Source organism: Streptomyces sp. NPDC032721 (assembly GCF_055579625.1).
Genome location: NZ_JBVIMX010000010.1, coordinates 135291 through 160588, shown reverse-complemented (window position 1 = coordinate 160588; position 25298 = coordinate 135291). Strand labels below are relative to the sequence as shown.

At 69.2% G+C, this 25298-nt stretch carries 18 protein-coding genes and 1 pseudogene; 10 read left to right on the top strand and 9 right to left on the bottom strand.

Annotated features, from left to right (window positions below; translation table 11 throughout):
• Positions 1–75: 75 nt before the first annotated feature.
• From ACZ5PB_RS22040 to ACZ5PB_RS22025, 4 genes are read right to left on the bottom strand one after another with little or no spacing between them, the layout of a single operon-like run.
• Entirely contained in the window at positions 76–1044 is a 969-nt protein-coding gene (locus ACZ5PB_RS22040; RefSeq protein ID WP_468693405.1) for a ThiF family adenylyltransferase, read from the bottom strand.
• 49 nt (positions 1045–1093) lie between these two features.
• On the bottom strand, positions 1094–2338 hold the full coding sequence (locus ACZ5PB_RS22035) for a hypothetical protein (RefSeq protein ID WP_468693404.1): 1245 nt from the start codon (positions 2336–2338) through the stop codon (positions 1094–1096).
• Positions 2335–4377 (bottom strand): B12-binding domain-containing radical SAM protein, encoded by a 2043-nt coding sequence (locus ACZ5PB_RS22030; RefSeq protein WP_468693403.1) that lies wholly within the window; start codon positions 4375–4377, stop codon positions 2335–2337. The genes ACZ5PB_RS22035 and ACZ5PB_RS22030 overlap by 4 nt, the downstream gene beginning before the upstream one ends.
• 9 nt (positions 4378–4386) lie before the next feature.
• Positions 4387–4548 (bottom strand): hypothetical protein, encoded by a 162-nt coding sequence (locus tag ACZ5PB_RS22025; protein ID WP_468693402.1) that lies wholly within the window; start codon positions 4546–4548, stop codon positions 4387–4389.
• Positions 4549–5209: 661 nt separating this feature from the next.
• Here ACZ5PB_RS22025 and ACZ5PB_RS22020 point away from each other — a divergent pair.
• The 5 genes from ACZ5PB_RS22020 to ACZ5PB_RS22000 all read left to right on the top strand — a co-directional run bounded on the left by ACZ5PB_RS22020 (position 5210) and on the right by ACZ5PB_RS22000 (position 11519).
• The gene (locus tag ACZ5PB_RS22020) at positions 5210–6388 is read left to right on the top strand and encodes a cytochrome P450 (protein ID WP_468693401.1); all 1179 of its coding nucleotides are present in this window, start codon (positions 5210–5212) and stop codon (positions 6386–6388) included.
• 117 nt (positions 6389–6505) lie between these two features.
• A complete protein-coding gene (locus tag ACZ5PB_RS22015; RefSeq protein ID WP_468693400.1) occupies positions 6506–7834 on the top strand; it encodes an MFS transporter in 1329 nt (442 codons plus the stop codon).
• A 34-nt stretch (positions 7835–7868) separates the two neighbouring features.
• Positions 7869–9788 carry a RiPP maturation radical SAM C-methyltransferase gene (locus ACZ5PB_RS22010; protein WP_468693594.1) on the top strand — a complete coding sequence of 640 codons (1920 nt, stop codon included), beginning with the start codon at positions 7869–7871 and terminating at the stop codon, positions 9786–9788.
• Positions 9785–10357: a DUF5825 family protein gene (locus tag ACZ5PB_RS22005; RefSeq protein WP_468693399.1), complete on the top strand. Its 573-nt coding sequence runs from the start codon at positions 9785–9787 to the stop codon at positions 10355–10357. The genes ACZ5PB_RS22010 and ACZ5PB_RS22005 overlap by 4 nt, the downstream gene beginning before the upstream one ends.
• Positions 10350–11519, top strand: a complete 1170-nt coding sequence (locus ACZ5PB_RS22000) for a cytochrome P450 (protein WP_468693398.1) — start codon at positions 10350–10352, stop codon at positions 11517–11519. Before ACZ5PB_RS22005 ends, ACZ5PB_RS22000 begins: the two co-directional genes overlap by 8 nt.
• On the opposite strand, the gene ACZ5PB_RS21995 is transcribed toward ACZ5PB_RS22000, so the two are convergent.
• The 4 genes from ACZ5PB_RS21995 to ACZ5PB_RS21980 all read right to left on the bottom strand — a co-directional run bounded on the left by ACZ5PB_RS21995 (position 11470) and on the right by ACZ5PB_RS21980 (position 15587).
• A complete protein-coding gene (locus ACZ5PB_RS21995; protein WP_468693397.1) occupies positions 11470–12516 on the bottom strand; it encodes a LysR family transcriptional regulator in 1047 nt (348 codons plus the stop codon). The genes ACZ5PB_RS22000 and ACZ5PB_RS21995 overlap by 50 nt on opposite strands.
• 305 nt (positions 12517–12821) lie before the next feature.
• Entirely contained in the window at positions 12822–13175 is a 354-nt protein-coding gene (locus tag ACZ5PB_RS21990; protein ID WP_468693396.1) for a hypothetical protein, read from the bottom strand.
• A 107-nt stretch (positions 13176–13282) separates the two neighbouring features.
• On the bottom strand, positions 13283–14569 hold the full coding sequence (locus tag ACZ5PB_RS21985) for a nucleotidyltransferase domain-containing protein (RefSeq protein ID WP_468693395.1): 1287 nt from the start codon (positions 14567–14569) through the stop codon (positions 13283–13285).
• Positions 14570–14951: 382 nt separating this feature from the next.
• Positions 14952–15587, bottom strand: a complete 636-nt coding sequence (locus tag ACZ5PB_RS21980; RefSeq protein WP_468693394.1) for a TetR/AcrR family transcriptional regulator — start codon at positions 15585–15587, stop codon at positions 14952–14954.
• Between the two features lie 225 nt (positions 15588–15812).
• Between ACZ5PB_RS21980 and ACZ5PB_RS21975 the strand changes: the two genes are divergently transcribed.
• From ACZ5PB_RS21975 to ACZ5PB_RS21960, 4 genes and pseudogenes are all read left to right on the top strand, one after another.
• On the top strand, positions 15813–18098 hold the full coding sequence (locus tag ACZ5PB_RS21975; RefSeq protein ID WP_468693393.1) for a glycoside hydrolase family 3 C-terminal domain-containing protein: 2286 nt from the start codon (positions 15813–15815) through the stop codon (positions 18096–18098).
• Positions 18099–18221: 123 nt separating this feature from the next.
• Positions 18222–19508, top strand: coding sequence for an MFS transporter (locus tag ACZ5PB_RS21970; RefSeq protein ID WP_468693392.1), 1287 nt, complete (start codon positions 18222–18224; stop codon positions 19506–19508).
• Positions 19509–19579: 71 nt separating this feature from the next.
• Complete coding sequence (locus tag ACZ5PB_RS21965) at positions 19580–20824, top strand: glycoside hydrolase family 1 protein (protein ID WP_468693391.1); 1245 nt, start codon at positions 19580–19582, stop codon at positions 20822–20824.
• 49 nt (positions 20825–20873) lie between these two features.
• Positions 20874–21371, top strand: a pseudogene (locus tag ACZ5PB_RS21960) (class I SAM-dependent methyltransferase); the annotation flags it as partial.
• A gap of 546 nt (positions 21372–21917) precedes the next feature.
• Here ACZ5PB_RS21960 and ACZ5PB_RS21955 read toward each other — a convergent pair.
• A complete protein-coding gene (locus ACZ5PB_RS21955; RefSeq protein WP_468693390.1) occupies positions 21918–22217 on the bottom strand; it encodes a hypothetical protein in 300 nt (99 codons plus the stop codon).
• Positions 22218–22374: 157 nt separating this feature from the next.
• Between ACZ5PB_RS21955 and ACZ5PB_RS21950 the strand changes: the two genes are divergently transcribed.
• Entirely contained in the window at positions 22375–25287 is a 2913-nt protein-coding gene (locus tag ACZ5PB_RS21950; RefSeq protein WP_468693389.1) for an AfsR/SARP family transcriptional regulator, read from the top strand.
• Positions 25288–25298: the final 11 nt, after the last annotated feature.

Genomic DNA, 25298 nt, shown 5'->3' with positions numbered 1-25298 from the left:
TGCCGCCGGGGCGGCCGCGCCCCACCGGCTTCCCCCGTTCGGCGGACCTGCCGCCCGAGCAGACCGGAAGGCCCCTCAGGCCAAGGCCTTCCCCAGCAGCTCGACGCGGTGCGAAGTCGTACGGGAGCTCACGCCGAGGATGCCGAAGATGAGGTCACGGCCCATCGTCGCGCCCACCAGCGTATTGACCGGGCCGAACGAGGCCGCCATCGGTGTGACCGCGGCTCCTGCTGTGGCCCTCGCCTCCTGGCGCGACGCGAGGAAGGCCGGGACGTCGGCGGGCCGGATCAGCGGGCCGCTCGATCCGACCTTGAGGCCGCAGCCACCCGTGATCATCGACGCCCCGCGCTCAAGACAGGCCTGGGCACACAGTTCCGGCAGCGACGCGGGAAGGTCCGCCGCGACGACGAGGAACCCGCCTTCGCGCAGGTACGGCACCAACGCCTCGCTGGACGTGATGGTCTCCATGACCGCGGTCGGCTCCGCTTCGGGGAGACGCTCGCGCACCCACTCGCGGGCCGCCTCGACCTTGGGCCGTCCCACGTCAGAACGCCGGTAGAGGTACTGGCGGTTCAGGTTCGCCAGCGCGACCCGGTCGCCGTCCACCAGCGTGAGCCCGCCCACGCCCGCACCCACGATCTCGGCCAGCACCGCACCGCCGATGCCGCCGACGCCGAGCACGGTCACGTGCGCCGCGCGCAGCCGCTCCTGTGCCGCACCGGCGTCCAGACCCAGGGCGGCGAAGTACTCGACCTGGTTGCGCCAGGCGGACGAGTGCCACGACCGGTCGAACGGTGCGACGACGAGACGGAGCCGCAGAAGCGTACGCACGATGGCGTCCACCCGGCTTCCGCTCGGTGCCGGGAGGCCCACCGGGTCGTCGGAGATGGCCTTGAGCCAGTCGAACATCGCTTCGGGGCAGCGGCGGACCAGCAGTACGTCGTCGGAGAAGACGCGCAGCTCGTCGCCGTCGCGCGACCAGGTCGCCGCGGGCGAGAGGACGTAGCGGTCGATTGCGTCAGCTCCGTCGGCTCCGTCAGCCATCCCCGGCCTTCCTTCGTACGTTCGTGGCGAGATCACCGGCTGGCGGAGATCACGCGGAATCGGCGTTCCAGCTGAACCGGGGGAAGCGCACGGAACCCATCGGCGGCCAGGGCCGGCCCGCCAGTGCCTCGCGCTGCAGCCAGTGGCCCCGCAGGCTCAGCAGCGGCAGGACCGGGCACTGTTCGCGGACCGCGCGGCCCAGCTCGTCGTACGCCGCGTCGTCGTCCGGGACTTCGGACAGCCGGTGCAGCAGCGGCGCGAGGACGGGGTCACGGCGCGCCGGGTCGAGCAGGTCCAGATCGCAGAGCGGATCCTCGAAGAGCGGGCCGCGCAGCGCGAGGAGCAGGTCGCATGAGTGCGCCGCGCCCGTCACGAAGTCGGTGGGTACGAGTTCGACCGCGACACCGAGGTTCTCGGTCAGCTGGGCGGCGACCTCTTCGGCCACGTCCCGGTTGGGGTAGTAGTCCCAGTACCCCAGGCGCAGTCGTACGCCGGAGCCGGCGGTGCTGGGCGGTGCCTCCACGTGGTGCTCGGGCGCCGCCGACTCCGCACCGTTCCAGCACCGCGCGACCAGGCGGTCGTAGCGGAGCGCGCCGAGGAGCCGACGGCGGAACTCCGCCTCGCCCACCGCCGACGGGCTGTCGGGGTTGACCTCCAGGCACATCTCGATCGCGGTCGGCGCCGTGTGGAACGCCTGGCTGTCCGCGAAGTCCGGGACGCGGTCGAGCGGGAACGCCGTCGCGCACGTGACGTCGACCTCGCCCCGCAGGAACCGCTCCGGGGCCCCGTGCGGATCGCGGCGGACCAGTACCCGCACAGGTGGCGTGCCGTCCTGGACGGGTTCGAGCCAGTACTCGTCGTCGGCGCTGCGCACGGCACGCTCGTACCGGCCGGAGGACAGCTCCCCGCACGACGAGACCGGGGCGAGATCGACGCTCTGGAGCAGGCCGGGCAGGTGCGGCGCCGGGCGGCGGAGCTCGATGTCGAGTGCGTCCTTCGAGGTACGGACCTCGCGGATGTCGCGCAGGAACCGCTGGAGCGAGGGAACCGTGAGCGCGGTCCGGATCGCCCGGGCGTGATCGCGCGCACGCACCGGGCTCCCGTCGGAGAAGGACGCGCCCTGTTTGACGCGGTAGTGCTGGCTCAGCCCGTCGTCCTCGACCCACATGAGATCGAGGCGACTGCGCTGGCTCGCGGCGGCGAACCAACGGCTCAGGTAGTCGCCGCCGGTGGGGCCGTGCCATCGGATCGGGTCGTCGTCCACCTCGACGACGACCGGGCGCGTCCCGCTCACGTGGTGACGAGGGGGCTGTCGGACACCTGGGGAGTCCTTTCGGGGGCGTCGGGCGAGGCGTCGATCTGTGCGCACAACCCCGCCACCGCCGTCGCGACCTCGCGCGGCCGGCCGGGGGCGACCCTGGCGAGCAGAGCTTCGCGCTCTTCCGGCCCGCGTGGCATCAGGGCCTTGAACACCTTGGCCTGCGCCGGCGTCAGGCGGAGCGTCGACACCTCCTGTTCGGTCGCGCGGTACACGACCACGACCGTCGGGCGGCTCAGCTCCGGCTTCCAGGTGATTTCGCGTGGGTCGGAAATCATCGAGACGACGTCGACATCGAAGTCCGCGATCAGGAAATGCGGCTTCTCCTCCACGGTGGCGGGCCGCCGGTACACGTTGACGAGCTCCTGCTCGACCTCGTCGCCCCGGAACTCCGCAAGCATCGAGTCGTACTGGAACAGCGCCCTGGTGGCCTGCGCGTGCTCGCCCTCCAGGTCCGCCAGGATCTCCGCGATCGCTTCCTCGATGGGCACCGCCGACCGTTCGAGCAGCGCGTCGATGAATTCCACGTACGTGCGTCCCGCGCCCTGCTTGAGGAAGCGCAGCAGGTGGTAATAGCGGCGGGTGAAATACCGTGAGAGGCGCAACACGTCCTGGTAGTACTCGTATTCGCGGTTTCCGCTGCGAATGAAGGTGAATCCGGTGAAGGTCGCCAGATCGTCCTTGATGAGTGCACGGACGTCCGACGGGAGGAAAGTGCCCAGGACGTCGAGTCCGCTTTCGAGCGGTTCGAGTTCCGTCAGGTACTCGCCCGTGATCTCGGCGCCGGGGAGCGGCTGGAGGACGCTGAGGTCACTGTTGACGGCGCCGTAGGCGATCGCGTCGAAGACGACCTCCAGCGCCTTTTCGAGGTCTTCGGGACTCTCGTCCGGATATCCCACGATCGTGTTCGTCTCGAACTGGATGCCGACTTCCTGGGCGGACCGGAAGAACTCGTACGTGCGCTTCGTCGAGGGCATCTTCAGCATGGCCTTGAGGATCTTCTCCGACCCCGCGTCGGTGCCGCAGAAGATGTTGAAGCATCCCGCGTCGGCCATGCGCCGCAGCAGCGACGGGTTGACATTGTCCGGCCGGACCGCGCAGCCCCACTCGAACATGTCGTTGTGCTCGGCGAAATAGGACACGAACTCGTCGAGGTACGTGCGCTTGTTGGCGAAGTTGTCGTGCAGGAAGTTGAACTGGGTGACCCCGTACGTGCGGTGCAGGAAGCGCAGCTCGTCGAGGATGACCGAGGGGTCCTTGATCCGGAAGTCGCGGTCCCAGAACGTCGACGTCATGCAGAACTTGCACGAGTACGTACAGCCGGAGCCGATGTGCACGTCGAAGATGTGCGGGGTCGACAGCCGGATGTAGTCGCCCATCGGGACGGCGTCGTACGCGGGCATCGGCACGAGGTTCAGGTTCGTGGTCGGCTGGGGCCCGCTGGACACGGTCCGGCCGTCCTTGCACGACCAGAAGCCGCGTACGGCGGCGAGATCGGCACCGTCGGCAACGGCGTCCGCGAGGGCGGTGAGCGCGAGTTCGCCTTCGCCCCGGCACACGAAGTCGACGCAGTCGGCGAAGCGCGGGAGGGCGTCGGGGAAGACGCCGAACGTCCCGGGCCCACCGAGAACCACTGTGACCTCGGGCCGGAGCCGTTTCACCTCACGCCCGATGAGAAGGCAGGCCGGGAGGGTGTCCGCGAGACAGGTGAGGCCGAGGATGTCGGGGTCGTCGGCGAGGAAGCGCGCGCAGGTCTGCTCCAGCCAGTCGGCGTCACCGGGTTCGAAGGCACCGATCCGGTGCTCGTACTCCAGGTCGACGACAACGGCGGGATGGTTGTGCGCCTTCAACGGCGAGGCAATGCAGAGCAGTCCGAGAGGAACGAAGAACGGAGAATTGACATCGGAATTGATCAGGGGCCGGCCGAGCGTCACGCGAGCCTGCCGCGTGGACGTTCGCACCGACACCTGGCCCTCCCCAGCGAACGAGAGGGCCAGACGTTTTTGAGTCGGCATCAGATGCGATCAGCAGCGCCGCGCGACGATGGCACCCAATGTGGCCGATGACAGGGTGATCAGCTCGACGTCGTCCGCAAGGTCCAGACCTTCCTCGTCGGAAAAGAGCACCATGTCCGGCTCTGCCGCGTCCGTCACGGTCGACGTGCGGTCCTGCACTGCCTGCGTCATTTTTTACCTCTCTTTACCTTGACTGACTCCAACATCCTTATCTCATACAGTCTTTGGCTTCTCGTCAATGGGGCCTGCACACGTTTCCTGGCGTCACATCTGTCCCGGATCCAGAGGTTTAAGTTCGGCAATGATGTTGTGGGGAATGAGGAAATGCCTGTGGCCTGCGGCGATGGAGTTCTCTGGGGTACGGAGGGGCCGGCTCTGCCGGCGGGGGCCTCTTCCCGGGCGGCGGACGCGAAGGGTCCGGGGCTGCCTGCGCCGGAGGGGGAGGCGGGTTTCATGGCTCCGGCACGGCTCCGGTTGGGGCACCTCGTGGGGCATCGGTGGCCGCCGACCGGCGGATGCCGGGCCTTTCCCGCCCCTTGTAGGGCTTGATCGAGTCTGGGTAGGCTGCTGCGGTCCGGAACAGTGCCAAGCGGGAGAGGTCGCTGTTTGCTCTGCTCTTCTTCGGCGTACAAGCGCGCCGATGCGGCGATCACTCGTTCAATGAGCCCGGTAATTCCGCAATTCAGCGTATTCAGCAGGGTCCGTGGGTGCCATCGGCCCCCACTTCTCGTTTTGTCTTCCGTTATGTGACATTCGGAACGGAGCTAGGATTGTGACGTCTTCGCAGGCCAATGTTCCTGATCTGGAATCCACGGCAGCCCCGCTCTTTCCGATGCCCAGGGCATCCGGCTGTCCGCTGGATCCGGCACCCGGGCTCGCCGAGCTGCAGGAACAGGCGCCGCTGGTCCGGGTCCGGCTCTGGGACGACAGCACTCCGTGGCTGGTGACGAGGCACGCGGAGCAGTGCGCGCTGCTGTCGGACCGCCGGGTCAGCGCGGACTGGATGCAGCCGGGCTACCCGTTCCACAGCAAGTTCCTGCAAGACCACCATGAAGAGGGCCAGTTCCTGACCGCGATGGAGGGCCCCGAGCACCTCCGGCTGCGCCGGATGATCGCCCGTCCCTTCACTCCCCGCAAGGTCGAGCAACTGCGGCCCACGGTCCAGCAAGTGGTCGACGACCACATCGACGCTCTGCTGGCAGGACCGAACCCGGCGGACTTCGTGGCGGACTTCGCCCTGCCGATTCCGTCCATCACCATCTGCCACGTGCTCGGCGTCCCCTACGAGGACCACGACTTCTTCCAGCACGCCATCAGGACGATGACCGGCAGCGACGTCCCCGACGAGGACGTGGACAAGTCCCAGCGCGAGCTGTACCTCTACCTGGCCAAGCTGATCGGCCGCAAGCTCGCCGCCCCCGAGGACGACCTGCTGTCCCAACTGGCCACCGAACGTCTGGCCACCGGCCAGCTGAACCGGCACCAACTGGTGATGCTGGTCCTGTTCCTGCTGATCTCGGGGCACGAGACCACGGCCAGCATGATCGCGCTGGGCACGCTGGCCCTGCTGCAACAGCCCGACCAGATCCCCGTGTTGAACGACTCCGACGGCCCGCAGGTCGCCGCAGCCGTCGACGAGCTGCTGCGGTACCTGACCACCGTCCAGCCCGGCCGTCGCCGGGTGGCCGTGGACGACATCGAGATCGCGGGACAGGTGATCCGCGCCGGCGAGGGGCTGATCCTCCCGGAGGAGATCGGCAACCGCGACGAGAAGGTGTTCCCCGGTGCCGGGCGGCTGGACCTGCGCCGCGATGCCAGCCAGCAGCTCGCCTTCGGGTTCGGTGTGCACAAGTGCACCGGCCAGCCCCTGGCCCGCCTGGAGCTCCAGGTAGTGTTCGCCGCCTTGTTCCGGCGCATTCCGACACTGTCCCTGGCCGTCGACCTCGGCGACCTCCCGTTCATGGACGACGGGCTCGGGTACGGCGTCAAGAAGATGCCCGTGAGCTGGTAGGTGCACGAGGCCCCGCACCAATGATCACCGGAATTACTGGAATTACCGGAATTGCCTGATTCATCTGAATCATCGGAACCACCAGAGTTACCAAAGTCCCCAGGGAGAGCCCGCAGCATGACCGGCACCACGGAGGCCCTCCACGGGTCGGCCGCAGTTGACGATGCGGCACGAAGCGTCGCGCGCCCGTTCTACGTGTACGCCGTGCTCGCCAACTCGCTGTTCCAGCGCGGCGTGTTCGTCCTCTTCCTCTATGAACGGGGCTTCTCCGTCGGGCAGGTGGCCCTGCTGCAGACACTGCTCTACCTGGTCAGCGGACTTGCGGAGCTGCCGACCGGAATCATCGCCGACCGGATCGGCAGGCGGGCCAGCATCGTGATCGGCCAGGTGCTGATCGCCGCATGCCTGCTCGGTCAGGTGGCGTCCACCAACTACTGGCTCTTCCTGGCGCTGTTCATCGGCCAGGGCGTGGGCATGGCCTGTGTGTCCGGTTCGGACACCGCCCTCCTGTACGACCTGCTCGTACGCCGTGGCGCGACGACCGGCTACGTCAAGATCAGGTCCCGCTACACCATGCTCGGGACGGTCACCTCAGGAATTGCCATCGTCCTCGGCGGCCAACTGCAGCAGATTTCCTGGGGAGTCGTCTACATCGGCTCGGCGGCGTGCCTCGTGCTGGCCGTGGTGGTGCTGATGTCACGGGTGCCCGAGATCCGGGGCGCGGACGCGGTCGACGAGCAGCAGGACGGAGCCGGGAAGGAGCACATCGACACCACGGCGTGGCGGGCGATGCTCCGGGTCGCCACACCGGCGCTCGTGACGCTCGTCCTGGTGTCCGGGCTGATGCACGCGACGTTGACGCCGTACATCATCTTCACGCAGAAGACCCTCTCCGATCAGGGGGCGGGGACCGCGTTGGTCAGTGTGGTGATATCGGCGGGATTCTTCGTCAGCGGACTCGTTCCCTTGCTGTCGGACCGCGCGGACCGGCGCATCGGCTATCGGGTCATCGTTCCGGTGTCCCTCCTGATTCTCGCTGCGGCACTCGGCCTGAGCGGCTTCGGCCTTGTCTGGGTCACCATCGCCGCGTTCCTGCTCCTGGTCGGAATTCCCGAGATCACCGCCGTACTCGTGGACAACGTGTTCAACGAGGCAGTGCCGTCGCGCCACCGGGCGAGCCTGCTGTCGATGATCGCGTTCGTGGAGTCGGTGCTCATCGGCAGCGGCTACCTCGTCCTCGGCGCGCTCATGGACGGGTTCGGCTCAAGCATGGGCATGGCCCTTTACGGAGGGGTCCCCGTGCTGGCATGTCTGCTGTGGCTCCCGGTGCTCTTCCGGCATGCGCGGGTGGCCACCAAGACAGACGGGAAGGACAGGCCAGACAAGCCAGAGAAAACAGAGAAAACAGAGAAAACAGAGAAGTCCGCCGACCCAGAGGCATCCTGAAACAGACCAACGATGAGGAGTCGCAGTGGAATTGATGCAGATCGGGCGGCACAACCGACCCGTGCTGGATCTCGTCCCGCCGGTCGTGCACGAGGATTCCCTTTCGGTCGCGCTGGTCTGCATGCCCTGGGCCGTGGTGGACATGCCCTCGCTGGCGCTGAGCACGATCGCTCCGCTCTTCGGGCAGCGCGGAGAGGTCGAGAAGCTCGATGTCGTCTACGGCAACATCCAGTGGCTGGATTACCTGGTCCGGGAGGCGGGCCTCGAACGCGACCACTACGAACTCATCGTCGACGCCGAGGTGTTCGGGGTCGGCGAATGGGTTTTCTCCAGCTGTTTCCGCCCCGGTGTCGACCCACGTCGCACGAGCTTCTACGAGCTCGTGCGCGACAGTGAGCACGCTGACGCCTACTGCGCGATGTTCCGCGCGGCGCCCGCCTTCATCGACGGGCTGGCCCGAGAACTCGTGTCGTCAGGCATCGACGTCCTGGGGCTGACGACGACGTTCGACCAGAACATCGCCTCGTTCGCGCTCGCGCACCGCGTCAAGGAGCTGTCCCCGGGCATCGTCACGATTCTCGGCGGCGCGAACTGCGACGGCGTTCAAGGTACGGCAGTCCACCGCGTGCGCACGGAGTTCGACTACGTGATCCGGGGCGAGGCGGAACGCTCGATCGAACCACTCGTCGCCCACATCGCGGGATTCCGCAGCGGCGACATGAGCAAGCACGACGAACTGCTGCGTGACGTACCCGGCCTGTGCTGGCGGTCCGCCGTCGACGGAACCTCGGTGAGCAACCCCATCGGACGGACCCCCGTCTCCATGAACGCGGTGCCGGAGCCCGTCTACGACCACTACTTCCGCGACTTGGGGAAGTCACCGACCGGAAAACTAGTCGATGTCAAGATTCCCTTGGAAGCCAGCCGAGGGTGCTGGTGGGGCGCGAAGCACCACTGCACGTTCTGTGGCTTGAACGGGTCGGCCATGGCCCACCGCGCCAAGCCCGCCGAGCGCGTGCAAGCGGAAGCCAGCCGGGCCATCCGCCGGCACAACGTGCTCGACCTGGTGTTCTCCGACAACATCCTGGCGCCCGACCATGTCGTACGACTGACCACGGATCTGGCACTGCCCGCCGAATGGGACGTGCGGCTGTTCGCCGAGGTGAAGTCGAACCTCAACTTCGGGCAGCTCGAATCCCTCGCACGCGCCGGATTCACGCAGTTGCAGCCGGGCATCGAGAGCCTCAGCACCCGCATCCTGCGCATCATGCGCAAGGGCGTGACCGGATGGCAGAACGTGCGATTCCTACGGGACTGTGCCACCTGCCGGATCTATCCGTCGTGGAACATTCTCGTGGGGTTTCCCGGGGAGGAGGACCGCGACTACACGACGTTGATCGACTCGCTCCCGTCCCTCCACCATCTGACACCACCCGCCGGAGTGTTCCCGATCAAGCTGGAACGCTTCAGCCCCTACTTCGACGACCCGGAACTCGGCCTCCAGGCCCTCGGTCCCGCACGCAACCTGGTGAACGCCTACGAGGGGGTGGTGGAGGGCCTCGACGACTTCGTCTACGTATTCGACTCAGAGCCAGCCGGTATCTCACCGGACACGTTCGAGCTGCTGCGCGGAGCGGTCACGAACTGGAAGGACCACGCGATGACTTCGCGGCTGGTCGCCCTTCCGGCGGCGGACGACTCGCTCGTCGTCGTCGACGACCGGCCCTCCTGGCCCTCCCGCGAGGTGGTGCTTCACCCGGGCCTTGAGGCCGAGGCCTACCGAGCCCTGGCCAAGGGCAAAACGCTTCCCGCACTCGCCTCCGCGATGAGCTCGCTGGGGATCGCCGTACGGGAAGGCCGGCTCGAAGAGCTCGTCGAGCACTGGACGGAACTCGGCATGGTTTTCCATGAAGATGCCACCTACTTGGCACTCGCGACGGGATTGCGTTGGTGACGAACCAGACAGCAGAGCGGCGATCGAACCGGCGCAAGCTCTTCGCGCCGGTGAACCTCCAGACGGTACGGAGCAGGGAGAACCTCGTCGCCCTGACCAGGTCGGGATACGCCGGAGTCCGACTGGTCGGCCAGCACGCCATGGCGGAGATGGACGATCGCTCACTCGTCTCCCTCATCGCCCTGCTCCGCGACGCGCGCGGCGTCGGTCTGCGGGTCTCGTGGAGCGGCGACTGCGGCGCCCTGGAGGTCGGGTCCCTTCGCCACCTCGACCCGCCGAGGCAGCCGGACGGCACCTTCGCATGGTCGGCACCGCAAGCGGAAGCCCTGGTCGTCCGACGCGGCCCCACCTTCCTGGCCATCGAGGACACCCGCCACGGGGAACGCCGCCGCATCGATGTCGACCGCTCGCAACCGGCGGCAGCCGTTCTCGACGAAAGTAACTGGGCGCACACGATCACCCCCGCCGAGGCGGCCAGTCTGCACGCACTCGAACTGCACGACCTCGTCTTTCGTTCCGGCGACCACTGTGTGGGAATTGCCGTAAGGCAAGGAGTCTGGTGTGTCTGAAGGCAACATTCTCTTCCGCAGGACACTCGACGAGTGGACCATGCCGGGCGGGCCAGCGGACCCGGCCGCCACCATCGTTCCGATGCGCATGGGAACGGCAGGGGTGGGACTCGTCGTGAACGACCACGCCGAAGCCACCCGCATCCTGTCCGACGTCGACACCTACGGCAGCGCGGGCGAACTCATGGCCAGCGTCTTCGACGACCTGGCCGAGCCGCACTCCGATACGACGACGTCCGACATGATCTTCTCGGTCAACCAGACCGACGGAGAAGAGCACCGACGCGTCCGGCGCGCACTGCGGAGGGTCATCGACACGCGCGTGCGCGACGTCTCGGACCAGCTGATCCAGGACGTCCAGCACGTGATCGAGAACGCGCTCGCGCTGGGAAGGCTCGACGCGGTCGAGTCGATCGGCGAGCCCATCGCCGACAGCGTCATGTCGCGCCTGCTCGGACTCGACGCGAAGCTCGTCTCGGCCCTGCGGACCGCGGTCTACGAGGGATGCCCGGTACGCGAACTCGACGGCACGCTCGTCGACTGGGTGGGCGACAGGCGCGCCCACCCCGCCGATGACCTCGTATCGGACCTGATGGCCGAACTGCCCTCCATCGAGGACCGGCAGGTCGCGGCGAACACCCGGCTGCTCGCACTGTCGGGCGTCGAGGTGCTGGCGGCACTGATCACGAACGGCATCCTCTGCCTGGCACAGGACCCGAAGACCCAGAGCCTCGTACGCGACGACGAGACGCTGCTGCCCGGCCTCGTCCACGAGGTGCAGCGGTACGCGAGCCCGATCGGGCGGGGCATCTACCGGATGACGAAGAAACCGTCCGCCATAGGCAAGTACGCGGTCCCCGCAGGCACTTTGCTCGTCATCGGGGTGGACGCCTGCAACAGGGACACGTCGGTATTTCCCGATGCCCACAGGTTTGATCCCACGCGCGGTCAGGAGTCCGACCACCTCACGTTCGGCCGCGGACGGCACTCGTGCCTGGGCATTCCCGTCACCCGCCTGATCGCGGCACAGGCCCTGCGCGTGTTCCTCGCGGGAACAACGAGCTTCGGCCTGACGGTGGAGCCGTCGGAGCTGCGCTTCCACGAAACCGGCGTCATGAACGGTCTCGCCGAACTCCCGATCTGGGTCGAGCGCGCGAACTGACACCCTCGTGCACGGTAAGCCGTCCTGAGTCGGCACCCTCCCGCATCGCCGCTCTGTCCTGCGGCGGCAGCCACGCATCCGGCGGTACGTCGAGCCAGTGGTGCTCCCGCGCCAGCCGCAGGGCGGTGTCGGCGAGGGCGTCGAGCGCCGGATGGCCGAGGCCGGTACGCCAGACCAGGGAGACGGGCGAGAGGGGCACCGGGTCGCTCAGCAGTCGCAGGGCCATGCCGGGGAAGTCGATGAACTCCGTGCTCCCCAGTACCCACCAGCCCCGCTTGCGCACGACGCGCATGAACTCCTCCGGCCCCTCGATCTCCGGGAAGGGCTCCGCCAGGTGAATGCCGTGCCCGTCGAACAGCCGGGTGGCGAGGTCGGTCCACTCGGCAGCGGACTGGTTGCCGGCCGCGGCATAGAGGGTCCGGCCGGCCAGGGCCTTCAGCGGGACGCGGTCGAGTGCGCACAGGGCATGGTCCTCGGGCAGCAGCACGGCCATCCGCTCGTACCGCACCGGCCGGTGGGAAAGCCGCGCGGCCACCGCGGGAGCGAGTCCGGCGAAGCGCCCGAACGAGGCGTCGAGGGAACCGTCGAGGATCGCCCGGGCGGCCCCGGTGAGGCCGCTGTGGAAGCGGGCGACGAGTTCCAGCTCGGGGTGAGCGCGCCGGGTCTCCTCCAGCACCTTGTGCCCGGTGGCCACCAAGTCCCCGACGTCGACGAGAAGCGGCCGTTGCTCACGTACCGAAGCCGCGGCTGCGAACGCGTCGTGCGCGGCGAGCACTTCACGGGCGTACGGCAGGAGCCGCGCACCTTCGGGAGTGAGCTGGACCTGCCGGGTGGTCCGCACGAACAGACGCCCGCCCAGGGCGAGTTCGAGTCGCCGAACGTCCCGGCTCAGCGCCTGCTGAGCCACGTACAGCCGACTGGCGGCGCGCGTGAAGTGCAGTTCCTCGGCGGTAGCGACGAAGGCACGCAGGAGACGGGGATCGAAATCGCGGGACATCCGGGCAATCTACCGTCGCGGCCAGCACTGACAACACAGGTGCGTGAATGCGGACAGGACAGGTGTTGGACGCGAGGGGCCACCACGAACGAGCGTAGAAGCCATGCCCCACTACGAACTCCCGCGCCCTGCACCCCTTTCGGCGCCCAGTCCACTGCTGCTGACGGTCAACGGACAGATGCTCGTCGCCGCCGCATTGCCCCACCAGCAACCCACGTACACGAGCCGGGACGGCAAGGGCCGTGCCTGGCTCCGCCGCCAGTTCGCCAAGTGCCCCGGCCTCGGTGCCTCGGTGCTTCGGCGCCTCAGCGGAACTCGTGAACCACCTGGATCTCTCCGACGATGTGCGCGTTGAAGTTCTCCAACTCCTCCGCCGGAACCCAGAGTTCGAGAATCGTCCGCCCGCCCGCCTGCTGGACGGGATACCGCTTCAGGAACTCCGACTCGACCTCGAAACGGGTGACGAAGCCGGCGCCGTCGTGCTTCACGTTCCAGTCCCGCGCGATCCTGATCGCGTAGTCCTCGTTGAGGACCGGGTAGAAGATCGGCTGCTCCGGCAGCCGGGGAGGCCAGGCCTGCCAGCCCAGGTCCCGGACCAGGTCCAGCTCCTTGGGGCCGGTCGGGCGCCACAGGGTCGTCGTTGCTCGCCGGCTGGTCATGTGCATCGCTTTCTGTACGTTGCCCGTCGGCACGGGCGGTGCTGGAGACCGGACCATACCGGCACCGCTAACGCGGCAGCCAGGCGATATTCCCGTCCAGGTCGGTCCTACCAGTCGGTGAGGTCCACCACGTAACGGCAGTGCGGGTCATCGGTGTCGGTGAGGGCCCGCCACTTCTCCTCCAGCATGGACGGCAGCACCGCCAGGAGAGCAGTGAGTGCACCGCCGGGTTTCACCTCGGCTCCGATGACTCCGGGGACTTCGTCGCTGTCCATGTACACCCGCAGGAGGCCTGATTCGAGGAACAGGAACCCGCGCAGGCGGGCGGGGTTCTCTGCTTCTGACCGGTAGGCCAGTGTCCGGAGCAGGGTGGCGGACCAGTCGTCCGTGGTGAAGGGGGCTTCTTTCACCTGCGTGGGATCGACCTGGTAGAGGTCCATGCCCATGACGGAGGTGACTGCGCTGGACGGGTAGATATGGGTCCCGGTGTTCGCTCCTCGGAGCAGCGCGACGATGTCGTGCGGGGTCCGCAGTCCTTCGCCGTCCCGGAGTGGGATCTCGAAGGCGGTGAGGCGGGCCGGGGCGGTTTCGCCTTTGGCGGCCAGTACGGCGCGGACGGCCGGCTTGTGTTCCGGTGCGGGGAGTACGCCTCTGACGTATTGATCGTCCAGCAGCGGTGCGTACACGTGGTGCATCAGGAGGGTGGCGACTTGCACCTGCTGGTCCGCGATCTCGCCGTAGTCGTCGTCGTTCATGCCGTCACCCAAGCTGTCACTCAAGCCGTCACTCATGGCGTCAGTCCATTCCCCCGATCCGGACACTTCGACGTGCCGTCGCTGTGTGCGGTGATCACTCCGATCAACTGCCCCGAGCGGCCCGAAGCCCTCGGGCAGGGGGATCCCGAACCGCCGGCACAGCAACGGCACGTCGTGGCGATCGACATCACGAGCCGGGTAGCCGGTATGCCACCGCACCGCCCACTCGGCCGACTCGCACCGCACCGAGGTCCCGGCAATCGCTCCGTGTCCGGCGAGTGCTTCGGCCGGAAAGGTGCCGCCGTCCACCACGGATCCGAAGTGCAAGGATCCGTCCGCGAGCGGCTCGTAGAGGTGCAGGTCGACCCGCAGCCGAACACCGTCGTGCAGGACGAAGTTCCACGGCCTGTCGCCGGACCACGGGAAGATCCGGTCGACACCGGCTTCCGCGCACGCGGTGAACAGCGCCTCCAGATGTGCGGCCGGCGCCCAGACGTCAAGGTCGGAGTGTTCTCGCGTCTGCTCTCCGAGCAGCGCGTCCACGCCCCATCCGCCCCCGATGCACGCGTCCACGCCATGGGCGTCGAACCGCTCCACAAGCGCGAGGACGTCGCTGGCTGACATCGAATAGTCGCTCACCGCATCAGGGTAGAGGCCGGCCCGGCGTCAGGGGCGCGTGGGGGAAGCGAAGGCGTCCAGGGAAGCCAGGACGCCGAGGGCTCCCACGGAGACGCCCAGGGACTGCCTGATGAGCGGAACTGGCTGCTGACGAGGCTGGATTCGGTGCTGTCGACGAGCATGGTGCCGCCGAGCAGGGAGAGTTGTCCCCAGCGGCCTTCGACTTTGGTGGGAGTGGGGCCGGGGGTCGGGCTGTTGGCTGTGCCGTTGGGCGCAGCGCCCCGCGGAGGCTCCTACCTGTGCCACCAGCCAACACGCCTGGCTCCAGCAGTGGGAACTGTGGGTTCCGTACGGTGGGCGCGCGGCCGGGGGCGTGAATGGCGGGGGCGGTTCGCACCCGTTGTTATCCGGGCGGGGGCGGCGGCGACGCGGGCGTGTTCTCCCGCAGTGCCCCCAGGAGCAACTTGCTGAGCGCGGTCACGTCGGCCGCCATGTCGATCTGCGGGTCGCGCAGCCACTGCAACTGCAGCCCGTCGATCGCCGCGATCAGCACGCGCGCCGCCCAGTCCGCCTCCACGGCAGAGCTCCGTGCCTCGAACTCGTGGTCCTGTGCGGCGAGTTGGGTGAGGGACTCTGCCGCTCCCTGCCGAATCCGGGGGTAGCGCTCGGCGAAGAAGTCGTGGGCGGGGTGCTCGGGCTCGGCCGATGCCGCCGCGAGGTCGAGGAACAGCTTGACCAGGCCGGGTGTCGTCGCGTTGTGCGCCAGGACGTCGAGTACGGCCTTCGGGTTGCGGTTCGTCTCGCCGAACGCGGCCCGGTCGCTCTCCTCGCGGGCCCGAAGCACCGCCGTCAGGAGTTCCTCCCTGCTGCCGAAGTGGTGCATGACGCCCGCGTCCGTCATCCCCACCCGGGCCGCGATGTCCCGTACGGAAACTCCCCTGCTGCCCGCCTCGGCATAGGCGGCCAGCGCCGCGTCGATGATCTGGCGGCGTCGCTCGACGGTCTTGCGGTAGGGGCCTCGGCGGCCGGGGCTGGTCATCCCGGGATTGTAGACGGCTCGAACGACGCCCGTCGGACGGCCGTGGTTGAAAACCTTGACACTCAAGGTTTACGGAATCATGCTGACCGGACGCCGACCCGGGCGCTCTCACCGGCCGCCGCGCTGCCGCGCCGCCGCCCTGGGCCAAGTGCCCGACCGCGTCACCGCCCCGTACAGAAGCCGCCCCGTACAGAAACGTACGAACCCGTACGAAAAAGGAACGCCATGCGAGCAGACGAATCCGCGCCGACACCGGAGCGAGCACCCGCACCGGTACCCGCCCTGTCCCTTGCGCAGAAAGCCGCACTGACCTCCGGCGGAGGCTTCTGGCAGACGCAGGCCCTCCCGGAAGCCGGCATCGCGGCGGCCGAGCTGGCCGACGGCCCCCACGGACTGCGCAAGCAGCCGGTCGGCGGGGACGCCCTCGGGATCGGCACCAGCGAACCCGCCACCTGCTTCCCGCCCCTGGCAGGTCTCGGCTCCTCCTGGAACCCGGCCCTGATCGCACGCGTCGGCAGTGCCATCGCCCGCGAGGCACTCGCGCAGGGCGTGAACGTCGTGCTCGGCCCCGGTGTCAACATCAAGCGCTCGCCGCTGGGCGGCCGCAACTTCGAGTACCTCAGCGAGGACCCGCTGCTGTCCGGGCACCTCGGCGCGGCCTGGGTCGAGGGGGTGCAGTCGCTCGGCGTCGGCACCTCGCTCAAGCACTTCGCGGTCAACAACCAGGAGACCGACCGCCTGCGCATCAGCGCGGACGTGGACGAGCGGACGCTCCGCGAGATCTACCTGCCCGCCTTCGAGCACATCGTCGCCACGGCCCGCCCGGCCACCGTGATGTGCGCCTACAACGCCCTCAACGGCACCCTGTGCAGCCAGAACCGCTGGCTCCTGACCGACGTCCTGCGCGAGGAGTGGGGCTTCGAGGGCGTGGTGGTCAGCGACTGGGGCGCGGTCGCCGATCGCGTCGCGGCGCTCACCGCCGGGCTCGACCTGGAGATGCCGCCCAGCGGCACCGACCACCTCCTCGTGGACGCCGTCCATGCGAAGGCCCTCGACGAACACGTACTGGACGAAGCGGTACGACGCGTCCTGAAGCTCGTCGAGCACGCGGCACAACACCCCGCCCCAGCAACGGACTTCGACGCCGACGCGCACCACGCGCTGGCCCGTGAAGCAGCCCGCGAAGCGGCCGTACTGCTGAAGAACGACCACGAGATCCTGCCCCTGGATCCCTCGGCCGACCACACCCTCGCCGTGATCGGCGCCTTCGCCCACACACCGCGCTTCCAGGGCGGCGGCAGCTCCCACGTCGTACCCACCCGCGTGGACACGGCCCTCGACGCGATCCGCGCCACCGTCGCAGACCCCGAAAGGGTCAGCCACGCGCCCGGCTTCACCTCAGACGGCAGCCCGGCTCCCCACCTGGTGGAGGAAGCGGTACGGGCGGCGGACGGCGCCGACCGGGTGCTGCTCTTCCTGGGCCTGCCCGAGGAAGCGGAGTCCGAGGGCTTCGACCGCGCCGACATCCTCCTGCCCGCTAACCAGCTCGCCCTGCTCGACGCCCTCGCTCCGTACGCCGACCGCCTGGTCGTCGTACTGTCCAACGGCGCGGCCGTACAAGTGACTCCGTGGCAGGACGGGGTAGCGGCGGTCCTGGAGGGTTGGGTCCTCGGCCAGGCCGGCGGCTCCGCCCTCGCCGACCTGCTCTTCGGCCACGCCAACCCCTCCGGCCGGCTCACCGAGACCCTCCCGTTCCGCCTCCAGGACACCCCCTCCTACCTCCACTTCCCGGGGGAGGACGGCCATGTCCGGTACGGGGAAGGGGTGTTCGTCGGCTACCGGTCCCACGACACCCTGGGCTCCTCAGTCGCCCACCCCTTCGGGCACGGCCTGAGCTACACGACCTTCGCGTACGACGACCCCGACGTCGTACGCACAGGACCCCACTCCTTCGACGTCTCCTGCACCGTCACCAACACCGGCACGCGCCACGGCGCCGAAGTCGTCCAGCTCTACGTACATCAGCGCGCCCCGCGCATCCGCAGGCCCGAACACGAGCTGAAGGGCTTCGCGAAGGTGCACCTCGCCCGGGGCGAGAGCAGCAGGGTGACGCTCGCGCTCGGCGAGCGCGCGTTCGCGTACTGGTCTCCGCGCGAGCGGGCGTGGGCGGTGGACCCGGGAGAGTTCGAACTGCGGCTCGGCGCCTCCTCGCGCGACATCCGTCTCCGTACGGACGTGGAGGTGGCGGGCACGGTGCGGCGCCGGCCGCTGAGCGCCGGTTCCACGGTGGGGGAGTGGCTGGCCGACCCCGTCGGAGGCCCGCTCCTCACGGCGGCGCTGGAGCCCCTCGCCGACGAGGCTCCCGTACCCCTCGACCTTTCGCAGATCTCCGAGATGGCCGCCGCGCTGCCGCTGGACCGGGTGCCCGCCTTCCTGGCGGGCGTCACCCCCGACCACGTCGCCGAGCTCGTGGCCGCCGCGAACGGGGCGCGCACGGACGGCGGTCGCTGAGCGGCGGGACCTGCCTGCTGCCTCCCGACCCGCCGCGCCCCCTTCCGCCCACGGGCCTCCGCCCACGGGGCGCATGGGGGGCGCCGCCCGCGACGACTTGAGTGAGCTGCAAAGGAGCAGACCATGTCCGCCGTGAACCCGCCCCCACCACAGCCCCCGCCGCCCGCCGTCGAGCCGGGGGACGCGGTGCCCTCGGAGGCACCTCGGGCAGCCGGGCGCCTCGGCCGCCTCGGCCCCGTCCTCGCCCTGGCGCACCTGAGCTGGATGGTGCCGGTCTCCGCGTCCAACCCGCTGCTCCAGTCGCTGCTCGGCGCCATGGACGCCGAGACGAAAATGAGCCGCTACGCCCTGCTGGCCGCCGTCGGCGCGCTCGCCGGGATGCTGGCCAACGTACTTTTCGGCACGCTGTCCGACCGCACCCGCTCCCGCCACGGCCGCCGGAACCCGTGGATCCTGGGCGGCGGCACAGCAGCCGCACTGGCCCTGTTCTCGCTGTCGTACGCGAACAGCTTCGCCGCCGTGGTGGGGCTCTGGGTCTGCTTCCAGATCGCAGTGAACGCCATGGTCAGCCCGCTCGTCGCGATCCTCGCCGACCGGGTGGATGAGGCGCAGCTCGGCCGGGCGTCCTCCTGGATCGGCGTGGGCCAACTGCTCGGCCAGAGCCTCGGTTCCGTGGGTGCGGGACTCGTCCTGGCGACCCCGGCCCAGGGGCTGCGATGGATCCCGTGGATCATCGTGGTGGGCGCGGTCACGGTGTTCTTCGCCGCCCCGGACCGCTCACGGCCCGCGCCCGAAGCACCGGCCAAGGGGGACCGGCCTGCGGTGCCCCGCCGCATCCTGCCCCGGGACAGGGACTTCCTGTGGGCACTGACGGGCCGACTGCTCACCATGCTCGGACTGCAGTGCATCCTCGTGTACAAGCTGTACGTCCTCACCGACTACGTCGGGCTCCCCACCTCGCGCGCCGGGGCCGCCATCGCCACGAGCGGAGTCATGATCGCCCTGCTGTCCGCAGTGGCGATCGCGGTCACCGGACCGCTCTCCGACCGGCTCGGCCGCCGCAAGCCCTTCGTCATCTCCTCCGCGCTACTGGCCTCGGTCGGCATGCTGCCGCCTCTCGTCGCGCCCACGCTCACGTCCTTCTACGTATTCGCCGCCGTCGGAGGACTGGCCTTCGGTACCTATGTCGCGGTCGACCAGGCGCTGATGGCCGAAGTGCTGCCCGACGCACACGACCGGGCCAAGGACATGGGCCTGCTCAACGTCGCCAACACGCTGCCGCAGATCGTCAGTCCGCTGATCGCGGTCACCGTCGTCTCGTACCTGGGCTACCGCCCCCTGTTCGCGCTCGCGCTGCTGCTGTCCGTGCTCGGAGCGCTGTGCATCGTTCCGATCCGCCGCGTCCGCTGAATCGCGGCGCACGGTTCGACGGTGCGCGCGCACATACAAGTACAACAAGTACAAGTAGAGGAGCCCTCCCTGTGACCACTCCCTCCTACGACCTCCCGCCCGGCTTCCTGATGGGAGCCTCCACCTCAGCCCACCAGATCGAGGGCAACAACGTCGCCAGCGACTGGTGGGCCCTGGAGAACCTCCCGGAGACCTTCGTTGCCGAGCCCAGCGGGGATGCCGCCGACAGCTTCCACCGCTGGCCCGAGGACATGGACCTGCTCCGCGAACTCGGCTTCACCGCCTACCGGTTCGGGATCGAATGGGCGCGGATCGAACCCGAACCGGGCAGGATCTCCCGCTCCGCCCTCGCCCACTACCGGGCCATGGTGGACGGAGCCCACGCCCGTGGTCTCACCCCACTGGTCACCCTCCACCACTTCACCTCGCCACGCTGGTTCACCGAGCGCGGCGGCTGGCTCGCACCCGACGCCCCGGAGAGGTTCGCCGCGTACGCACGGACGGTCGCCGCAGCCCTGGACGGACGGGTCCGCTACGTCGCCACCATCAACGAACCCAACATCATGGCCCTGATGTACGCCGCGATGCGCTTCGCGGAGAAGCACGGCTGGGACGCGCTCGCCCCCAGCAAGCGGACCGGAGCCGCTGCCTACGACCCTGCCGCCGTCGAACCCGACGCCGAGACCGTCCAGGCACTGATCCGCGCCCACCGGGCGGCGAAGCAGGCGCTCAAGGACTTCGACCCGGAACTCCAGGTCGGCTGGACGGTCGCCAATCAGGTCTACCACCCCCAGCCGGGAGCCGAGGAGGTGGCCCGGAGGTACGCTGAACTCCGCGAGGAGGTCTACCTGCGCGCCGCGCGCGAGGACGACTGGATCGGGGTGCAGGCGTACACCCGCCACCTCATCGGCCCGGAAGGCCCGCTGCCTGTCCCGCAGGATGCCGAAACCACCCTCACCGGCTGGGAGTTCTACCCCGAAGCGCTGGGCGAGGCGGTCCGGCACACGGCCCGAGCCGTAGGCCCGGACACCCCGATCCTGGTCACCGAGAACGGCATCGCCACCGCCGACGACGACCGCCGCATCGCCTACACCCAACGCGCCCTGGCCGGCCTCGCGGAGGCCATGCGAGAGGGAGCCGAGGTACGCGGCTACTTCCACTGGAGCGCACTGGACAACTACGAATGGGGCTCGTACCGCCCCACCTTCGGCCTCATCGCGGTCGACCGGGACACCTTCACCCGAACACCGAAGAAGTCCGCCCACTGGCTGGGCTCCCTGGCGAGCAGCGGACGCATCCCGCAGGCCAGCGAGTAGCAGCCCCGTAAAGGCGTGGGAAGTCCGGGTTCCGCCAGGTCAAGTCCCCGGCGGAGTCGCCGACCTGGGATGCGGGCCCGGCAAGGTCACGGCCTACCTTGCCGAGCGGGATGTGCCCGTGTTCGGCGTGGATCTCTCGCCCGCCATGGTCGAACTGGCCCGCAAGGCCTACCCGGAGCTGCGTTTCAGCGTCGGCTCGATGACCTCGCTCCCGATGGAGAACGACGGCCTCGGTGGCGTCCTCGCGTACTTCTCCACCCACCACACCCCACCGGCGCTGCTGCCGGTGGTGTTCGGTGAGTTCCACCGCACTCTCGCGCCCGGCGGCTGCTTGATGCTGGCCGGTCATGTAGGGGCCGACCAGCATCTACGTCCGACCCAGGCATACGGCGGTCATCCGGTGTCCTACGAGTCCTATCTGCTGCCGCCCGAGCGGATTGCCGAACTCCTGAAGCAGGCCGGGCTCGTCTTCACCGCGCGTCTGGTGGTGGAACCCGTCGAAGGGGCCGAGAGGGCTTTCGCCACCTTCCTTGCCCGCAAGCCCGAACTCCCCCAAGGGGGGAGGACGATCTCGATCAATTCCTCCGCCGGCGCACCGCCGCTCGGGGCGCGGCCGACGGGCACGCAGGCGAACAGGAACTACTCGACACCCTCAAGGGCGACCTCGGTCGGCAGCGGCTGCGGGGCGCCTGCGGCGAGTTGGGCGTCGTAGGTGTGCACCGCGCTCTCCTGCGCCCGGTGCCGGGTGACTCCGCCAGAGGTCCGCGGCGTCTGCTGGGCAAGATCCATTTCCACGTTGGATGTGTATCACCGTGTACCGGTGAGCAGACAGTGGATTCCGCACGCCCGGCGTCGTGCCTGGTGTGTGCGGCCCGTCGGTATTCATGAGGTTCGGCCGGGACAGTTCAGGTCGTGTTTCTCGCGAGTGGGCCTCGCGCTCCCCAAGGGAAGCGCGAGGCCCATCGCCCCCCGTCACCGAGGCCGGCCCCCGCCCCTCTCCCGGCCCCGGTCCTCTCTCTCAACTGGTCACGAACAAGCCATCCGAAGGCGCCTCACATCGTGCCGAGTTGACGCGCGTCCGGAGCCCCGGTGATCAGCAGACAGCGGTACGCGCGTACGTTTTTGAGCCGTACCGCACTTCCAGCGTGGCACCGCTCGCCATGGTGAAGCACGGGGACTGGCCGCTGGTGTAGACGACCTGGACACGCATGGTCTTGCCGCAGACGTTGCCGAGATAGACGACGTGCGCCGAGGTGTTGACGCTGCGGCTGATGCAGGCCGGTGCCGTACCACCCGCGGCCTGGGCCGTACCGCTGGCCACGAGCGGCGTGGCGACGGCAACCGCCGCCACGGCGGAGGCCGCGATGACCCTGGCCTTCAAGGTCCTTGACATGTCGGTGTCTCCTTCGGTTGGCCGTCGTCGAACGTCCTCGACGAGGTGGCCACCACACTGGTCGGCCGATTGTGGCCAAACCTTGAAGAGAGCTTGAAATAGCTGGTCAGAGCCGCTCGCTACAGCCTTAGGATCACGCTCCGGGGGGTGGCTCCGGGTGACGGTGGAATTCCGGGTGCTGGGCACGGTCGAGGTCCGGGTGGACGGGCGTCGGCTGGACCTGGGGCCCGTACGACAGCAGCACGTCCTGGCGGCACTGCTGCTGGAGGCCAACCAGGTGGTGACGGTGGACCAACTCGTCGACCGGGTCTGGGGAGAGCGGCCTCCGCAGCGGGCCCGCACGACGCTGTACAGCTATCTCTCCAGGCTGCGCCGGGCGTTGCGCACCACGGCGGAGGAGGCCCGGATCGTACGGCGGTCAGGGGGCTACGAGCTGACCGTCTCCCCCTCGGGAGACTCGGGAGACTCCGGAGCCTCCGGGAATTCGGGAATCGATCTCCTCCGCTTCCGGGCCCTCTCCGCCCGAGCCCGGACGGCCGCAGACACCGGTGACGAGGCCCGCGCGGCACGCCTGCTGGAGGAGGCGCTCGCGCTCTGGCGGGGGGAGGCGTGTTCCGGCATGGACACCCCCTGGTTCAACACCCAGCGCGACGCGGCGCACGCCGAACGGCTCGCGGCCACCCTCGACCGGGGAGACCTCCAACTGCGTCGCGGACTCCACACCGGGCTGCTCACCGTCCTGCCCGCCCTCGCCGAGGATCACCCGCTGGACGAGCGTATCGCCGCCCAGCTGATGCTCGCCCTGCACCGCGCCGGGCGTTCCGCCGACGCGCTCCACCACTATCAGGGCGTGCGCCGTTGTCTCGCCGACGAACTGGGTATCGACCCCGGCTCGGCCCTGCGCGACCTCCACCAGCAGATCCTGACCTCGGACCCGCAGCTCGCACCACCGGCCCCGGAGAACGAACCGCATCCGGCGCACCCCGTGCACCCCGCGCACCCCGTGCCTCCGGGGCATCCCCCCGAGGGGGCTCCCCGGCAACTCCCCGCCCCGCCCTCCCCGTTCACCGGACGCAGCAGCGAACTGGCCCGGCTGGACAAGCTGCTGACGGCACACGGCGGCCCGGACAGCGACAGCGTGCCGATCGCCGTCGTCTGCGGCAGCGGGGGAGTCGGCAAGACCTGGCTGGCGCTGCGCTGGGCCCACGACCAGCAACAGCGGTTCCCCGACGGCCAGTTGTACGCCGACCTCCAGGGCTTCACCCCCTCCAGCGAGCCGGTCGACCCGTACGCCGTCGTCCGTGGCTTCCTGGAGACCCTGGGCGCCGATCCCGGGACCTTACCCGCGTCCCAGCAGTCCCAGGGAGCGATGTACCGGACCCTGACCGCGGGGCGGCGCCTGCTCATCGTGCTCGACAATGCGCGCGACACCGAGCAGGTGCTGCCCCTGGTGCCCGGCAGCCCCACCTGTACGGTCCTGGTCACCAGCCGCCACCAGGTCCCCGGGCTCGCCGCCTCCCACGGCGCGGGCCAGCTCACCCTGGTGACCCTCTCCGCAGCCGAGGCACACGACCTTCTGGTGCGACGGCTCGGCGCCGACCGTCTCTCCGCGGAACCGGCCGCAGCGGCCGAGCTCCTCCAGCACTGTGCCGGGCTCCCGCTGGCCATCAGCGTCCTCGCCGCCCGCGTCACCACGAACCCCGTGCTCACCCTGACCGCCCTGGCGGCCGAACTCCGCGATGCCGCAACCCGGCTCGACGCCCTGGAAACCGGGGAGGACACCGGCGACGTACGGAGCGTCTTCGCCTCCTCCTACCTCGCCCTCGACCCCGAATCGGCCCAGGTGTTCCTCCAGCTCGCACAGGCCCCCGGCGCCGACATCGGCCTGCCCGCAGCCGTCAGCCTCACCGCCCTGCCGCCCACCCGGCTCCGTACGCGGCTGCGCCGGGTCCAGGCCCACCACCTGCTACAAGAACCCGCCCCCGGCCGCTTCACCTGCCACGACCTGCTGCGCGCGTACGCCCTCGAACTCACCCGTGACACCACGGCCGCGACAGCCGCTACTACTTCGACACACGCGGCACTCACCCGCCTGCTGGACCACTACGCGCACACCGCGTACACCGCCGACCGGCTCCTGCTGCCCCACCGCGACCCGCTCCCGCCGGCCACGCCGGCCGACGGCACCCGCCCTGAGGAACTCACCTCGCACGAGGGGGCCATGGAGTGGTTCGCGAACGAGCACACCGTGCTGGTCGAGAGCGTCACCCACGCCGTACGTACGGGACACGATCCCCAGGCACGGCGGCTGGCCTGGGCGAGCACCACCTTCCTGGCGCGCACCGGGCGCTGGGCCGATGTCACCGCCATGCACACCACTGCCCTGGCCGCCGCGATCCGCCTCGGCGACCCGGCCGCACAGGCTGAGTCCCACCGCGCGCTCGCCTGGGCCCGCACGGAGGCCGGTTGCTACACCGAAGCCCACCACCAACTCGCCCTCGCCCTCACCCTCGCGGAGACCAGCGGCGATCTACTCTCCGCCGCCCACACCCACCTGGCCCTGGGCTGGCTGTACGAGCGTCAGGACGACAGACCCGCCGCCCTCCGCCACGACGCGTGCGCCGTCCGCCTCTTCACCGAGATCGGCAACCTCCCGGGACGGGCCCGCGCCCTGAACGCGGTGGCCTGGGACCACGCCGAACTCGGCGAGCACACCGCGTCGGTGCGCCACTGCCAGGAGGCGCTGGCCATCCAACGCGAGCTGGGCGACGAACGGGGCCAGGCCGGCACCTGGGACACACTCGGCTACGCGCACCACCAACTCGGCGAGTACCCGCAGGCCATCGACTGCTACGGCCACAGCCTGGCCCTCAACCGCGCACTGGGCCACCGCTACAACGAGGCCGAAACCCTTGTCCACCTGGGCCAGACCCACCGTGCGACAGCCGCCGCCGAACCGGCCGGGAAAGCCCTGCGCGAAGCCCTCGCCATTTTCCTCGACCTCGGGGTCACCACCCCGGAGGTGGAACAGGTCCGCACACTCCTGGAAGCTCCGACCAAGCCGGGCTGAGCGTCGGAGCC

Bases quoted from the DNA above. Each gene is read 5' to 3' on its own strand.
- ACZ5PB_RS22040 (WP_468693405.1), bottom strand. From the start codon at position 1,044: ATGGCTGACGGAGCCGACGGAGCTGACGCAATCGACCGCTACGTCCTC.
- ACZ5PB_RS22030 (WP_468693403.1), bottom strand. From the start codon at position 4,377: ATGCCGACTCAAAAACGTCTGGCCCTCTCGTTCGCTGGGGAGGGCCAG.
- ACZ5PB_RS22025 (WP_468693402.1), bottom strand. From the start codon at position 4,548: ATGACGCAGGCAGTGCAGGACCGCACGTCGACCGTGACGGACGCGGCA.
- ACZ5PB_RS22020 (WP_468693401.1), top strand. From the start codon at position 5,210: ATGCCCAGGGCATCCGGCTGTCCGCTGGATCCGGCACCCGGGCTCGCC.
- ACZ5PB_RS22015 (WP_468693400.1), top strand. From the start codon at position 6,506: ATGACCGGCACCACGGAGGCCCTCCACGGGTCGGCCGCAGTTGACGAT.
- ACZ5PB_RS22010 (WP_468693594.1), top strand. From the start codon at position 7,869: ATGCAGATCGGGCGGCACAACCGACCCGTGCTGGATCTCGTCCCGCCG.
- ACZ5PB_RS21995 (WP_468693397.1), bottom strand. From the start codon at position 12,516: ATGTCCCGCGATTTCGATCCCCGTCTCCTGCGTGCCTTCGTCGCTACC.
- ACZ5PB_RS21990 (WP_468693396.1), bottom strand. From the start codon at position 13,175: ATGACCAGCCGGCGAGCAACGACGACCCTGTGGCGCCCGACCGGCCCC.
- ACZ5PB_RS21980 (WP_468693394.1), bottom strand. From the start codon at position 15,587: ATGACCAGCCCCGGCCGCCGAGGCCCCTACCGCAAGACCGTCGAGCGA.
- ACZ5PB_RS21975 (WP_468693393.1), top strand. From the start codon at position 15,813: ATGCGAGCAGACGAATCCGCGCCGACACCGGAGCGAGCACCCGCACCG.
- ACZ5PB_RS21970 (WP_468693392.1), top strand. From the start codon at position 18,222: ATGTCCGCCGTGAACCCGCCCCCACCACAGCCCCCGCCGCCCGCCGTC.
- ACZ5PB_RS21955 (WP_468693390.1), bottom strand. From the start codon at position 22,217: ATGTCAAGGACCTTGAAGGCCAGGGTCATCGCGGCCTCCGCCGTGGCG.